This is a genomic window from Kitasatospora sp. NPDC048194 (genome assembly GCF_043202455.1).
Taxonomy (GTDB): domain Bacteria; phylum Actinomycetota; class Actinomycetes; order Streptomycetales; family Streptomycetaceae; genus Kitasatospora.
Genome location: NZ_JBIDAK010000006.1, coordinates 37,096 through 49,622, shown reverse-complemented (window position 1 = coordinate 49,622; position 12,527 = coordinate 37,096). Strand labels below are relative to the sequence as shown.

General features: G+C 70.6%; 14 protein-coding genes. 10 read left to right on the top strand and 4 right to left on the bottom strand.

The window, feature by feature from the left end; translation table 11 throughout:
• Positions 1-51: 51 nt before the first annotated feature.
• Positions 52-537: an ATP-binding protein gene (locus ACGF07_RS10325; RefSeq protein ID WP_392897138.1), complete on the bottom strand. Its 486-nt coding sequence runs from the start codon at positions 535-537 to the stop codon at positions 52-54.
• 150 nt (positions 538-687) lie between these two features.
• Here ACGF07_RS10325 and ACGF07_RS10320 point away from each other — a divergent pair, with 150 nt between their 5' ends.
• On the top strand, positions 688-1,314 hold the full coding sequence (locus tag ACGF07_RS10320; RefSeq protein WP_392897136.1) for a nucleotidyltransferase domain-containing protein: 627 nt from the start codon (positions 688-690) through the stop codon (positions 1,312-1,314).
• On the opposite strand, the gene ACGF07_RS10315 is transcribed toward ACGF07_RS10320, so the two are convergent.
• From ACGF07_RS10315 to ACGF07_RS10305, 3 genes are all read right to left on the bottom strand, one after another.
• Positions 1,304-1,771 (bottom strand): PPC domain-containing DNA-binding protein, encoded by a 468-nt coding sequence (locus tag ACGF07_RS10315; RefSeq protein ID WP_392897134.1) that lies wholly within the window; start codon positions 1,769-1,771, stop codon positions 1,304-1,306. The two genes, ACGF07_RS10320 and ACGF07_RS10315, sit on opposite strands and share 11 nt — an antisense overlap.
• Before the next feature lie 43 nt (positions 1,772-1,814).
• Entirely contained in the window at positions 1,815-2,813 is a 999-nt protein-coding gene (locus tag ACGF07_RS10310; RefSeq protein WP_392897132.1) for an asparaginase, read from the bottom strand.
• Between the two features lie 66 nt (positions 2,814-2,879).
• Complete coding sequence (locus tag ACGF07_RS10305; protein WP_392897130.1) at positions 2,880-4,205, bottom strand: hypothetical protein; 1,326 nt, start codon at positions 4,203-4,205, stop codon at positions 2,880-2,882.
• A 362-nt stretch (positions 4,206-4,567) separates the two neighbouring features.
• On the opposite strand from ACGF07_RS10305, the gene ACGF07_RS10300 reads away from it, so the two are divergent.
• From ACGF07_RS10300 to ACGF07_RS10260, 9 genes are read left to right on the top strand one after another with little or no spacing between them, the layout of a single operon-like run.
• Positions 4,568-5,317 carry a hypothetical protein gene (locus ACGF07_RS10300; RefSeq protein ID WP_392897128.1) on the top strand — a complete coding sequence of 250 codons (750 nt, stop codon included), beginning with the start codon at positions 4,568-4,570 and terminating at the stop codon, positions 5,315-5,317.
• Positions 5,317-5,994, top strand: a complete 678-nt coding sequence (locus ACGF07_RS10295; protein WP_392897126.1) for a dTMP kinase — start codon at positions 5,317-5,319, stop codon at positions 5,992-5,994. The genes ACGF07_RS10300 and ACGF07_RS10295 overlap by 1 nt, the downstream gene beginning before the upstream one ends.
• Positions 5,994-6,863: an isocitrate lyase/phosphoenolpyruvate mutase family protein gene (locus tag ACGF07_RS10290; protein ID WP_392897124.1), complete on the top strand. Its 870-nt coding sequence runs from the start codon at positions 5,994-5,996 to the stop codon at positions 6,861-6,863. The genes ACGF07_RS10295 and ACGF07_RS10290 overlap by 1 nt, the downstream gene beginning before the upstream one ends.
• 24 nt (positions 6,864-6,887) lie before the next feature.
• A complete protein-coding gene (locus ACGF07_RS10285) occupies positions 6,888-7,346 on the top strand; it encodes an NUDIX domain-containing protein (RefSeq protein ID WP_392897122.1) in 459 nt (152 codons plus the stop codon).
• Positions 7,343-8,017, top strand: a complete 675-nt coding sequence (locus ACGF07_RS10280) for a TylF/MycF/NovP-related O-methyltransferase (protein WP_392897120.1) — start codon at positions 7,343-7,345, stop codon at positions 8,015-8,017. Before ACGF07_RS10285 ends, ACGF07_RS10280 begins: the two co-directional genes overlap by 4 nt.
• Entirely contained in the window at positions 8,017-8,946 is a 930-nt protein-coding gene (locus ACGF07_RS10275) for an NAD(P)-dependent oxidoreductase (RefSeq protein ID WP_392897119.1), read from the top strand. Before ACGF07_RS10280 ends, ACGF07_RS10275 begins: the two co-directional genes overlap by 1 nt.
• Positions 8,943-9,821 (top strand): hypothetical protein, encoded by an 879-nt coding sequence (locus ACGF07_RS10270; RefSeq protein WP_392897117.1) that lies wholly within the window; start codon positions 8,943-8,945, stop codon positions 9,819-9,821. Before ACGF07_RS10275 ends, ACGF07_RS10270 begins: the two co-directional genes overlap by 4 nt.
• 26 nt (positions 9,822-9,847) lie before the next feature.
• Complete coding sequence (locus ACGF07_RS10265) at positions 9,848-11,734, top strand: radical SAM protein (RefSeq protein WP_392897115.1); 1,887 nt, start codon at positions 9,848-9,850, stop codon at positions 11,732-11,734.
• On the top strand, positions 11,731-12,474 hold the full coding sequence (locus ACGF07_RS10260) for a hypothetical protein (RefSeq protein ID WP_392897113.1): 744 nt from the start codon (positions 11,731-11,733) through the stop codon (positions 12,472-12,474). Before ACGF07_RS10265 ends, ACGF07_RS10260 begins: the two co-directional genes overlap by 4 nt.
• Positions 12,475-12,527: the final 53 nt, after the last annotated feature.

The following is a 12,527-nucleotide window of genomic DNA, read 5'->3' as shown; positions in this document are numbered from 1 at the left end:
GAGGCGGGCGACCCGCCTCCGCACGCACCATCAGTGCGAGGCGCCGGTACCTCAGCTGGCCAACTGGCGGACGGACTCGGAGATCACATGCGTTTCAAGCCTGCACCAGACGGTCTTGAGGCCGTCGTTGGAGTACGCCACGCCCCAGGCCGTTGACAGCGCACGGACGATCAGCAGACCGCGGCCGTGCTCGTCGCCGTCCTCTGGGATACGGAGGTGCGGGATGGCGGGACCGTCGGCGTCGCTGGCTGCGACGAGCAGGTGGTCCCCGTGGCGGGCCAGGTCCAGCTGGAATGTGGCGTCGGGGTGCCGGGCGTGCGTGATCGCGTTCGTGACCAGCTCGGACACGCACAGTTCAGCCGCGTCGGCGATTTCGGCGAGGTCCCAGGCCGCCAGCGTGGAACGGGTCTCGCGTCGGGCGGCGCCGGCGCTGATGTCGATGGCTGGATGTCGCCAACTGGCGTGCCTGGATGTCGACCGACACGCGGCCGGAGCGGACTCGGTGGTGCGATTGGGGACCGATGTGGGCACCTGCACTTGCTTCCTCCTCTGCGAGAGCGTTCGCACGCTTCGGTAGTGTCAGCCGCGCCAACCACATTGGGCGTGCTGGCTGGATTCCCCCATGCGTGTTTATGCGTAGGCGAGTTGGACGGGCTGCTCAGTGCGGGAAGTGCCAGGATGGCTGCCGTGATCGACGCGAACGCGACCGTACCGGCGCAGGGGCCGTGGACTCCCCTCTCACCCCAGGAGGCAGCCGAGCTGCTGGCCGGGGCGGACTTCCCCTGGTGGATCGCGGGCGGCTTCGCGATCGAATGGGCCGTCGGTGAGCCGTACCGCGAGCACAGCGACCTCGACGTGCTGGTCCTTCACCGCGACCAGGCCCGGGTCCGCCGGCACTTCGAGGGGTGGGACCTCTTCCTGGCCGATCCGCCTGGTGCCGGAAGGCTGCGTGCCTGGTCGACGGGTGAGGACCTGCCGAGCCGGGTGCACGACGTGTGGTGCCGTCGTTCACCCGACGAGCCGTGGTCGGTTCAGCTCATGCTGGACAAGGCCGACGGTGAGGACTGGGTCTCGCGTCGGGACTCCCGCGTCCGGCGCCCGCTGGCGCAGCTCGGCCAGGTGACCTGCACGGGCATCCCGTACCTGAGCCCCGAGGTGCAGCTGTTCTACAAGGCGAAGAACGTGCGCGAGAAGGACCAGCTCGACTTCGATCGGGTACTGCCCCGCCTCGACGCCGGCCAGCGGGCCTGGCTCGTGGGGGCGCTGGAGCTGGCCCTGCCGGGCCATGACTGGCTGAGCAGGCTCAACAGGTAGGGCCGAAGGTGAGGAGCGGCACGTCGTAGAGCTGCGGGTTGCGCGGCCGGGTCATGGTGGGCCCAGTAACCTCCACGACCATGAGCTCGCTGAGGAACTGCACCCGAGCGCTGAGCAGGTGGCTGGTGCGTCCATCGGCGTTGTCGCCCTTGAGACCGGCAGCGAGGTGGATGTGCGGGAGGACCAGTCCGGTGGCAGGGTCGTGGGCGAGGGTGCCGCCGCCGAGGGCCTCGACGAATTCGACGCGGGTGCGGTCCCAGAGCGGCTGTTCGGGGTGGGTCAGGCCGTCGCAGGTGCCAACGATCTCGGCCTCGGAGAACGCGCCGATGAACATGGGGATGTAGCCCTGCCGGACGTCGTTGTCCTTGCAGAACGCGGCGAGGGCCTCGAAGAAGTCCTCGCCGTGCTCGAAGGTGACGCCGAAGGTCCGGCCGAGGGTCAGTTCGCTGGCGCGCATGGGGATGGTCCTCGCGATTGAAGGGCTGCTGGGGGTTTCGGCGTCAGTCAGCCATGGCGCGGAAGCCGGCGACGATCTCGTCGGCCTTCCGGCCCTGGGCGAGCAGGAGGTGCAGGAGGAGCCGGGCCTTGTAGGGGTCGAGGTGGCCGCCGCGGATCAGTCCGCGGGCGAGCAGGTCCTTCTCCGAGCCGGGGAAGCTGTAAGTCGCTTCCAGGACCGGTCCGTTGCCGATTCGGCTGGTGAGGACGACCGGGATCCGGGCGGCGGTCTGCTCCAGGGTGGCAACGAAATTCTGAGGGACGTGGCCCACGCCGAACGCGGCTACGACGAGGCCGTCGCATGCCTCGGCCATCGTGGCGAGGAGGGTGCCGTCGTCGCCGAGCGTCGCGGTGTACATGCCTACGCGGGGCGTGGGGCTGGTGAGCGGTCCGGGGAAGGCGGTGCGGGCGGCGAGCGGGCCGCGTGGGTGGACGCGGCCCTCGTAGAGGCGTCCGAGGGGCCCAGTGGCCGGGGAGGTGAACGCGGCCGGGCTGGTGCTGTGGGACTTGCGGACGCTGCGGGCCGCGTGGATCTCGTCGCCAAGGACGACCACGGTGCCGGCGCCGCGCAGTTCTGTAGCCGCAGCGGCGATGACGGCCGCGTGGATGTTCGCCGGTCCGTCCGCTCCGGGCTGGGTGGGGTTGCGCATGGCCCCGGTGACGACGATCGGCTGCTCGCCAGCGTGCAGGAGGTCGAGGAGGTAGGCGGTCTCCTCGATGGTGTCCGTGCCCTGGGTGACCACCGCGCCGTCGCAGTCGGCCCGGAAGGCGTCGGCGATGGCGTCCGAGAGGGCGCTCAGGTCGTCGAAGCTGAGGGAGGCGCCAGGGAGGCGCCGGAAGTCGTGGACGCGCAGCTCGACGTCCAGGTCCTGCAGAGCGGGGACGGCGGCGAGGAGCTCGTGGGCGGAGAGGGCCGGTACGACTCCGCCCGTGGCCGGGTCGGTGGTCATGGCGATGGTTCCGCCCAGGGAGAAGATCGCGACTGTCCTCTTGCTCAACGCCATTGTCTCCTTGTTCGGGTGTTGTCCCATCAGCGGTGCGGCCGGGCGACCTCCGGGCAATCTATCGGTTCAGGGCACGTGGTGGGCGGCGATGAACTGACAAGCGGCATCCAGGCCTTCCAGGCCGAGCAGTCGGCTTCGAGGTCTGGCGAGGGCGCGGGTGCCGACGGTGGCGAGCTGGCGGCAGCGCCGGGTGAGCCAGGCCCAGTCGAGTCCGAGGTAGTCGGCGGTGGCGATGAGGCGGTCGCGGGTGGCATCGGCTGTGGTGACGGAGTGCGCGGCGGCGTGGCCGACGGCGTCGGCGAAGGCGTGCAGGTCGGCCCGTCGTGTGGTGCGTCCGAGCTTGGAGACGGCCTCGGCTCGCACCCAGCTGGCGATGATGGCGCGTTGCTGAGGGAGCAGGGCGAAGCCCTCGGTCTCCATGAGGTCGGAGTTGTCGGTGATCCAGGTGGTGATGCCGAGGGATTCCATCAGGGCGATCGCCAGGAACAACAGGACCCGCTCGTGACCTGGGGAGCGGGTGACCGCTGCCGGCGGGATGCAGAAGGCGCGGCCGGTCCCGCCCCTCGCTTCGGGTGTCGCCGGGGCGGTTCGTCGGAGGTAGTCGAGCTTGTGGATGAAGAAGAGCCAGGTGGCGGCCTCCTCTCCGCTCTGCTCGCGGGTCCAGAAGACCGGGTCTTCGCCGAGGGCGCTGCGGCTGTCGAGGATGTAGTGGGCGCTGGCCTGAGAGCCGATGAACATGAGGGAGCCGGGCGTCAGGTCCTCGTCCTGCGCGGCGGCGGCCAGCGGGTCGAGGTCGGTGCCGATGGTGAGCGGCAGGACGGCGTGCAGACCGGCGTCGTCGTCGAGCAGAGCGGCGTCGAAGCCGGTGACTGCCCACAGGATCCCGTATGTGAGGTCGTCGAGCTCGTACGCGGACGGGATGCGGAGCGTTGCCTTGCCCTTGGCACGGGCACCGAAGCGGGCGTCGACGGCGAACTGGCGACTCGTACCGTCGATGGTCCGCTTGGCGATCACGAGGGAGCGGGTGGACGCCTTCGTCCAGGCGTCCAACTCGGCGCTGCCGCTGAGGTGAAGCTCGTTGCCGCGAAAGGTCTCGGCGTCGATCACCAGTGCGGGCAGGGCACCACCGGAGAGGCTCTGGCCGGCGGGGAAGTACAGGTGCCGCGACCCGGCCGCCGCGGTGGCAGTCGGCAGGCGCCTCGCGACCTGCGTGGTCGACACCGGGTGCTCGGACTCACTCGGGAGCGGACCAGCCAACTCTTCGGGGAAGTTGAGAACCTGGGCCCACTGGGTCATCTTGCGCCGGTCCTTGATGGCCCGCTGACCGCGCTCCAATCGGCTGATCTCGGACTGGTCGCTGTTGACGATCCGAGCGAAGGCCGCCTGTGGCATGCCGGTATGGCGCCGAATGAGGCGGCACAGTGTTCCCAGGTCCCAGGTCGACACTGCCTGCTGGACCTGAGGGTCGTCCCAGAACTCGGGCGCGATACGTAACCCGCGCTGGCAGGGGCCGCATCTGGCACCGGCGTTGTAGCGGCTCAGGGCGCTGCCGCAGGAGGTGCACCGTCGCTGCTGACTGCTTTCCACCCTGACATTCTTCCGTGTGATGCCCCGTCAGATTGGCATCTGCCGCGACTCGCATAAACGCCCATAAGCGAGAGCGGGCTTCTTCGTGACCATGGGTGGAGCGCATGCGAGCCGGTTGCGGCGGTCGTCGCCACCACGGGCCGCGCGCCAGGAAGGACTTACAGGTGATGAGAACGACGAGTCCTGCGGAGGAGTCCACCGCGCCGTCGCTGAGGGCGGCTTGGCAGACTCTGGCGGACGGGCTGCTGATCCAGCGGCTGCAACTACACATCGAGGAGTGGCGCGAGATCGCGCAGGCCGGTGGGAGCTTGCCCGACATCAGCGGTGTCCCCGTGGCCGGCCTGGCCCTGCGGCCCACCAGCGTCCCCGGTCCGGAGGCGCAGACGCTGCTCCAGCACGCGCGTCTCTCCTACTGGTGGTCGTACCCGCAGCAGCACGGCGCGGACGGAGACGCGAGCGCCGTCGGCACGGTGCGCGCGGCGGAGCAGGCCCGCAAGCGCCTACTGGCCGACGGCGCGGCGGCGCCGTGGGTCGAGGCCGTGATCGCGGCGTGCGAGGCGAGCGCGTGGTGGGTCGGGTTCTTCGCGGTGATCAGGCATCGCGGTGTGCGGCACCTGACCTTGGAGCCGAACCCCGGGCCGATCCCCGCCCAGGTCCTGGAGGGCGCGGTCAGCGCGGTCGCCTACGGAATGGCGGGCCGTGTGCTGGCCGCCGCCCTTCGGGCACAGGACGACGAACGGACCCGGCGGGCCTTCTGCGAGGCCATCACGGCGAGCATCGAGGTGGAGCGGACGCTGCCCGCTCTGCTGGACGAGCTGGGCGAGCTGCGGCTGGTGGACCTGGTGTCCACGACCGCCGTGTGGCGCGGGCAGTTCACCAAGTACGCAGGCGGCACCGGAGCAGGGCAGGTCGAGTGATGACGAACCGCTACCCCTTCATCGCCATCGAGGGCCTGGACGGCACTGGGAAGACCACGCTCCGCAAGGGGCTTTTCCAGCTGTGGCAGGGCCTGTTCGACACCACCCCGCTCTGCGTCCTGACCACGAACTTCCTGTCGCCCGAGCACGCCGGGCAGATCGTCGAGGGGAAGTACCGGCCGTCCGCCGAGAACAGGGCCAGCTACCTGTCGGCCATCGTCGCGGACAAGAACACCACGCTGCAGCAGCTGGTCGAACCCCAGCGCCGCGCACGGCCGGTCATCGCGGACCGCTGGCTGCTGAGCGAGCTCGCGTTCTTCGCCGTCAAGCACGGCGCCCGGGCGGAGGACACCTACAAGGCCCTTGCCGAAGGGCTGGCGGCGGGTCCGGACGCGACGCTGGTGCTCGAACTCCCCGCCGCCGACTCCATGCTGAGGGCCAAGGACCGCGCCGGCGACGCCGTGCGGGCGGACTGGGACGTGCACCACGTGCAGTCCGCGGTGCAGGAGGTCTACGCGGAGGTCACCGGTTCCCCGCAGGCGTTCCCGCTGCTCGGCACCGTGGTCCGCCTGGACGCCGGCGCCACCCCGGCGCAGGTCCTCGGCTCCGCATGGACCGCGCTCGAACACCTCGGACTGATCCCCGGCCTGCCGGCCGACGAAGGGAAGGAGAGCTGATGCCGACATCCGATCCGGCGGCCCGACTACGCCGGTCGCTCACCTCGCCGACACCGGCACGCCCGGTGCTGGCTGCGGGGGCCGTCAACGCCATGGCGGCCCGCCTGGCCATCGAGGAAGGGTTCGACGCGCTCTGGGTGAGCGGCCTGGAGGTGTCCGCCGCCCTCGGCCTGCCCGACGCCAACGTGCTCAGCGCCCGCGACCTGGCCGACGTGGTCACCGCGCTCGGCCGGGTAACCGAACGCCCAGTGATCGTCGACGTCGACAACGCGGGCGGCACCGTCGAAGGTGCCGCCCGCATCGCGGCCGACCTGGTCCGGGCCGGGGCAGCAGCGGTCTGCCTGGAGGACAGCGCCTACCCCAAGTGCAACAGCTTCGCCGCGCACACCGCGCAGCAGCTCGCCGCCGCGGACCTCGTCGTCCGGCAGATCGAGCGCATCCGCAAGATCGTCGGCGACGAGCTGGTGATCATCTCCCGCACCGAGTCCCTGATCGCCGGCATGAGCCTGGAGCTGGCCACGGGCCGTTCGACACGCTTCGTCGAGGCAGGTGCGGACGCCGTGCTGATCCATTCCAAGGACCAGACCGGCGGCCAGCCCCTGGAGGTGGCCGCTCGGTGGACCAACGCGGCCCCGCTGGTCACCGTGCCCACCGCCTTCCCCCAGCTCACCTCCACCGACCTCGGCCAGGCCGGCTACCGGCTGTGCATCTACGCCAACCAGTTCAGCCGCGCCGCCCTGGCCGGCATGCGCGCCGCCGCACGCCAGTTCACCCGCGAGGGCACCTTCCGCCCCAGCGCCGAGGCCCCGCTCGCGGCCGTCGGCGACCTGCTGCGGGTGGGCGAACCTGACGCACTGTCCTGCATCTGACCTCACACCCCGAGGGATCCCGCGATGACCCTGCCCCGCATCAGCGTGTCGGTGAAGTCCGTAATCCTGCACGACGACCAGGTCCTCCTCCTCTCCTACGACGACCACTCCGGGTTCCACTACAACCTGCCCGGCGGCAAGGCGCAGGAGGGCGAGAGCCTGCGCGACGCGGTCCGCCGCAAGGTCCAGCAGGAGACGGGACTCGACGTGGCCGTCGACCGCCTCCTGCTGGTGACCGAGTACGTGCCGGCCATCTGGAACGACGAGTTCGGGACCGTCCAGAAGACCCAGTTCACCTTCCTCTCCCATCCGCTGGACGGCACCACCCCGCAGTTCCCGGACCCGCCCGACCCGATCCAGGTCGGCTTCGAATGGACGCCCATCGGCAAGCTCACCGAGGTGTACCTCCTGCCCCGGATCAACGAGCCGCTGGTTGCCGCCCTTCACGGGCGGCTCAACGACCCGTTCATCGACAGGTGGTGACCGCCTTGAACGACGACCTACGCGAGTGGCTCCTCGCAGAGCACGCGGGAACGGTCTGCGCCGACCGGCTGAACGTCATCACCGACGAGTTGCGCCGCCTGGTCGAGCAGGGCATCGGCGGGGCGATCGTCGAACTCGGCTGCTACCGCGGCGCGATGGCCCTGTGGATGCGCTGCGTCCTGGACTCGCTCGGCGATAGCCAGCGCGAGATCCACGTCTTCGACTCCTTCGCCGGCATGCCCGCCCCTGGCACCAAGGACTCCGATCACCTCGCCGAGGGCGACCTTCGCTCCACTCCGCAGGACGTCCTGGACACCCACGCCCGGTGGAACCGCACACCGCCGACGATCCACCCGGGCTGGTTCGAACAGACCATCCCCGGCGAGCTGCCCAGCACGATCGCCCTGGCCTACCTGGACGGCGACTTCTACGACTCCACCCTCACCGGGCTGCGAGCCTGCGTCCCCAGGCTCGCCCCCGCTGGGACGCTCCTCCTGGACGACTACGCCGACACCGCCGTCAACCCGAAAGCGTGGGACGGCCTGCCCGGCGTCAAGCGTGCCGCGGACGACTTCTTCGGCACGCCCCCGCCGATCGAGGTCCTGGTCGGCGACGGCGACCTCGCCTTCGGACGCTACCTGTCCCCAGTGCCGCGAGGAACCGCCCCCTGATGACCGACACCGTCCTCATCGCCAAGGGCGCCGCCGATCTGCATCAACTCGAACGCTCGCTTCCTGGGGTCGAGTTCATCGAGACGGTCGACTTCGACTCGCTGCCCGACGCCGCGCACCGGGCCACGTTCCTCGCTCTGCGCTCCGGAGCACGGCTGGGCGGCGAGCAGCTCGACCAGCTGCCGCTGCTCCAGCACGTCGTCCGGGTCGGCTCGGGTACCGACAACATCGACGTTGCCGAGCTGGCCCGGCGCGGTATCACCCTGCACCGCAATCCGCACGTCAGTGCCGCCGCCGTGGCCGAGTGGTGCCTGGTTGCCGCGCTCAGCCTGGCGCGCCGCATCCCCTTGGGCCACAACGCCCTTGTCCAGGGCAGCCACATGAAGGACGCCTGCCTGGGCAGGCCCCTGTCCGCGCTCGACGTCGCCATGTGGGGTGCCGGCCCGGTCGGGAGATCGACCGCAAGGCTGCTCGCGCCCTTCGCACGCCGAGTGACCTTCGCCCACTGGCCATCCAACCCTCCCGAGCTGCAGCAGCTGCCCGCTCACGAGCTCGTCGAGCACGCGGACGTCCACGTCATGGCCCTGCCGCTGCGGGACGGGACGCGAGGGCTGTTCAACGAGGGCTTCCTCGCTGGGGTTGCCGCCCGCCAGCCGCTGGTGATCTGCGCCGGTCGGATCGAGACGCTCGACGTGGAGGCTTTCCTGCGCGCGCTCGACGCACAGCGGATCGGCGGTCTCGCCCTGGACGCCATCGAAGCCGAGCACGTGGGCCTGGCGCACACCACCGCTGGTGCGCGGAACCTCCTGGTCACGCCGCACATCGGCGCTCAACGCACGGACGTCCGCCAGGAACTGGACGCCTGGCTCACCCAGCTCCTCGCGTCGATCTCCACTCCAGTAGGAGCCGCCCACCAGGAGGGCCCGTGATCAGCGACTCGACACGAAGCCGCCTCCGCATCGCAGGCCAGGCCGCCGAGCGCCTCCTGTCCTCCCACCCCGGCACGGCGGTCTGGTTGGAGGGAGCCCTGGCATGTGGTCTCGCCCACGCAACCAGTGACATCGACCTGCGCCTGCTCGGCGACGCTCCGGATCTCCCCGGGTCCCGTTCGTGGCTGAGCGACGGCGTCCGGATCGACCTCCAGGTCTCCACCCCGGACCAGATGGAGCAGTTGCGCGGACTCCTGCGTGGCTTCGACGTTCGTGCCGACGATCTCGCTCTGTTCCGCCGGGTCCGCAGGGACCTGCCGGCGCTGACGTGCCTGCGAACCGCGAAGCGCTACCAGGCCGGCCAGTGGATTCCGGTCATCAACTCCGGCGAGGCTGAGGTCTACCGCGCCTGGGGCGTGGCCGACCGCGCCGAGACGGTGGCGAGCCTGACCGAGGACCTCATCGGACTGATCGTCGATGGCCTGTACGCCTCGGCCGACCTGGTCCTGGAACGCCTGGCGCTGACGCTCGCCTCCGCCGAGTGCGCTGCCGCCGGGCAGCCCCTGCTCGGAGAGAAGTGGCTGCCGCTCATGGCCGACCAGCCGTGGAGCCCCAGACCGCTGAGCGCGCTCTGGCAGGACACGTCCTGGGGGTGGTTCCGACCGATCCAGCGTCGGCTGACCAGTGCTCTGCTGTCCTGTCACCTCGTCAACGGCGCCAGTGGCGAGCCAAACCCGGTGTCGGTCAGCGGCTCGGGATGGCTACCCCAGCGCTACAGCGACGGCTGGTTCCTGCGCCGAGCCGACGACCGCGTACCGCTCACCGACGCGGCCCTGCTCGCCTGGGCCAAGCATCTGGAGTCCGCAACTGCCTGACCACCGAGGCCCCCTGGAGGTGAGCCTTGTCCACCGCCCCGCCCTCGAACGACCTCGACGCCCTGTACGCCCGCCTCGACCCCGGCGACAGCACTGCGGCCGTGTCCGTGATCCTCAAGCTGCGCGGCGAGACCTGCGACATCGACTGCCTGTACTGCTTCGAGAAGCGCAAGGAAGCCCCAGGTGGCCGCCGCATCGACGCCGACCAGGTCCACCAACTGGCTGCGCTCTTCACCGACCGGCCGCTCGCCGTCGAACTGCACGGCGGCGAGCCGCTCACCGCCGGCAAGGACGCGATCACCGGCGTCCTGCGTGCACTCGCGGCCAACCCGAACGTGATCCGGGTCAGCCTCCAGACCAACGGTCTGCTTCTCGACAACGCCTGGCTCGACCTCTTCGACGAGCGCCTGCCCTCGCTGGAGATCAGCATCTCCCTCGACGGCGACGCCCAAGGGAACAGCTGGCGCGTCGGCTACGACGGGGTGCCCGTCTACCCCAGGATCGTCGAGACGCTGCAGCTGCTGGAGCGCCGCGACCGGGCCGCCTCGGTCATCTGCGCCGTCACACCGCAAATCCTCGGCCGGGCCGAAGAGATCGTCGACCACCTGGCCTCCTTCCCGGCCGTGATGGCGATCAGCTTCGTCCCCTGCTTCGACGGCGCCGTGGTCGTACCGACACGAGCAACTTCCAGGCGCGTCGGTACCAGCAGGGCTATGCAGGCCGCGGCGATCGGATCCGCTGGGCCGGCGTGGGCCATCACCCCTGCCCAGTACGCGGACTTCGCCCTCGCCGCAGCCGTCCAGTGGGTCCGCGCCGGCTGGTTCCGCAAGATCAAACTGGATCCGGCCGTCTCCGTGATCCGCCGGCTACGCGGCCTGCGCACCGGCTCCTGCCACTACGACGACCTCAAGTGCGACCACGTCTTCACGCTGTACCCCGACGGTCGCCTCGGCAGCTGCGACGAACTCCCCTGGCCCCGAGCCAAGTTGACCAGACTCCCGCTCCTCGGCTCCCAACAGGAGGTGCGGCACGCCCAGGACCGCTCCCGGTTGCTCGCCGATGCCCGCTCCCTCATCGCGCCGTGCGTCTCCTGCGGTTACCGGGACACCTGCGGAGGCGGGTGCATGGCCGTGCGCCTCCGGTACGCGCATGCCGACCTGGGCGATGCCTACTGCAACCACCGCATGCGGCTGATCGACGGCATCGCTGCCCTGCTCGCACAGCCGGAACACCCCGAAGGGGTCTGGTGCACCCGGCTCCGCTGGCGCCCGCGCCACCCGAACCAGATGCACGACGTCGCCGCCTTCCTCAGCCGTTGGGACGATCCGCTCGCACCCCGGCAGCGGGCCCGCCTGCGCACCAGTACGCTCGGCAACATCAACACCGTGGGCCTGCCGGGTGTCCACGAAGCCGACGACCTCGACCCCCGGCACCCGCAGTGGCGTGACGGCATTGAGCCCGGGGTCTTCCCGCTCGTGCGAGCCCTCACCGAGCGCTGGAACTACGTCACCTACGACAGCTGCCAGGGCCACGCCGCCGCCCCTGGTGCACCGCAGCGCGAGTTGGCCGTCGGCGTCCTGCCACGCAACCGGACCGAGGCCGCCGAGATCGCCACCCGGCTGTGCCAACTCGCCGCGCGAGCCGAAGGCGCATTGCCCCCTTCCTGCGCGCTCGACCTCGGCCGCAGCCTGCTGACCTGCGGCACCGGTGGGAACCGCTACCCCGTCCTGGACCTGCGGCTCGTGCCCGCACCCGGCAGCCACCCGGACGACTACCTCGCCGCGCTCCCCACCGGTGGCCGGCTCCTCGCCGAACTCATCGACTACCCCACCAGCGACGACCTGTTCCGCTGCGCCTGCCCTCCTCCGGCCCCATCCCCGCATGCCCTCGATCCCACGGAGGTTCGCCGGTGATCCACATCGCCGAGACGCTCAGCATCCACACCATCGAGGGCTTCCTCAGCGCCCCCGAGGTGCGACAGCTCAACGAGCTCATGGACGTGGAGCTCGCTCAGCGCGGCCGCGAGTCCTTCGACAGCGCTCGCACCTCCACCATCCACGAGGTCCCCGGACTCAGCTCCGAGCAGGCCCGTGCGCTCTACGAGCCCGTCGGTCGCGTGGAGATGACCGACGTCCCGGCCGCCGCCCAGGCGATCCTGGACTCCGCGCTGGAACGCAGCCATACCGCGATCGCGCGGAACCTGCCCTCCATCCAGGGCCACCGCCCCTGGATCTTCCTGGAGTACCAGGCCGGCCAGTACATCAGCGCCCACGCAGACGGCATCGCCCCTGACCCCGGCACCTGGCCCCGGCAGATCGCCGCAGCAAGCGTCACCATCGAGCTCGCGACCGACGGCAGCGGCGGCTTCTACGTCGAGACCAGCGGCAGCGAGGCGCCCTGGACCCCGCCGGCCCCGGAGCCCGCTCCGGGCTACGCGCCCCGCATGCGGTTCATCTCCGAAGGCGCCGACGGTTCCTCCGGCTGGTTCAGCGAGATGGGCCGCACCCGCTGGACCGCGCGGCCCGCCGCCGGCACCCTGCTCGTCTTCGGCAGCCAGCTCATCCACGGCACCGAACCCGTGCGCGCCGGCCGGGTACGCAAGTTCCTCACCCTCCTGACCGCCGAGACACCAGCGCGGCAAGGGACTCGGTGATCCCCCGATGCACCGGAGCCGCGGTCCCCCGCGACCGCCCGACTCCCTCTCGA

What these genes read in the sequence shown, in the direction of transcription:
- ACGF07_RS10305 (WP_392897130.1), bottom strand. Translation starts at nt 4,205, where the DNA reads ATGCCACAGGCGGCCTTCGCTCGGATCGTCAACAGCGACCAGTCCGAG.
- ACGF07_RS10290 (WP_392897124.1), top strand. Translation starts at nt 5,994, where the DNA reads ATGCCGACATCCGATCCGGCGGCCCGACTACGCCGGTCGCTCACCTCG.
- ACGF07_RS10310 (WP_392897132.1), bottom strand. Translation starts at nt 2,813, where the DNA reads ATGGCGTTGAGCAAGAGGACAGTCGCGATCTTCTCCCTGGGCGGAACC.
- ACGF07_RS10285 (WP_392897122.1), top strand. Translation starts at nt 6,888, where the DNA reads ATGACCCTGCCCCGCATCAGCGTGTCGGTGAAGTCCGTAATCCTGCAC.
- ACGF07_RS10315 (WP_392897134.1), bottom strand. Translation starts at nt 1,771, where the DNA reads ATGCGCGCCAGCGAACTGACCCTCGGCCGGACCTTCGGCGTCACCTTC.
- ACGF07_RS10275 (WP_392897119.1), top strand. Translation starts at nt 8,017, where the DNA reads ATGACCGACACCGTCCTCATCGCCAAGGGCGCCGCCGATCTGCATCAA.
- ACGF07_RS10295 (WP_392897126.1), top strand. Translation starts at nt 5,317, where the DNA reads ATGACGAACCGCTACCCCTTCATCGCCATCGAGGGCCTGGACGGCACT.
- ACGF07_RS10300 (WP_392897128.1), top strand. Translation starts at nt 4,568, where the DNA reads ATGAGAACGACGAGTCCTGCGGAGGAGTCCACCGCGCCGTCGCTGAGG.